This is a genomic window from Streptomyces mutabilis, from assembly GCF_014649815.1.
Lineage (GTDB): Bacteria > Actinomycetota > Actinomycetes > Streptomycetales > Streptomycetaceae > Streptomyces > Streptomyces mutabilis.
On record NZ_BMTT01000167.1, the window covers coordinates 1 to 658 of the forward strand.

Annotated in this window: 1 protein-coding gene; it reads right to left on the minus strand. The window is 67.5% G+C overall.

What is annotated here, in order from left to right:
* Window positions 1–642, minus strand: a 642-nt coding sequence (locus IE142_RS35205; RefSeq protein ID WP_268253001.1) for a putative PEP-binding protein, incomplete at its 3' end; no start/stop codon positions are given.
* Window positions 643–658: the final 16 nt, after the last annotated feature.

Here is a 658-nt window from a genome sequence, read left to right on the forward strand (position 1 = left end):
CATGACCCACAGGTTCGCGTCGGTTGCGGCGTCGGCGGCGGCGAGCGCCTTGAGCTGGCCTTCGAGCACGTCCATGTGGGCGCGCAGGGTGCGCAGACCGCGCAGGCCGAGAGCCGGATTCGGCTCGTCTTCCGGAGTGAGGAACGGCAGCGGCTTGTCAGCGCCGGCATCGAGCATACGAATCACGACCTTCTTGCCCGGGAACTGGCTCAACAGCTCGGAGTAAGCGCGGGCCTGCTCTTCGACGGTCGGCGGCTCGGAGCTGCCGATGAACAGGAATTCAGTACGGAACAGACCAACGCCTTCAGCGCCATATTCCAGCGCCTTAGCTGCGTCGGCCGGCTTGCCCACGTTGGCGAGCAGCGGAATGAGGTGGCCGTCCTTGGTGGAGCCCGGATTGCCGCGCAGTTCCTTGGCTGCGGCCGCGCGGGACTTGGCGGCTTCGGCTGCGGCGATCTCCTCTTCGGTCGGGTCGACGACCAGTTCGCCCTTGGCCGCATTGACGACCACGGTGGTGCCGTCGGTCAGATTCTCGGCTTCGGCTGCGGAAACAACCGCCACGATGCCGCGGGCACGGGCCAGGATGGCGGTGTGCGAGGTCGGGCCGCCCTGCGAAGTGACGATGGCGAGGGTCTTGCTCATGTCGAGCGCCGCGGTG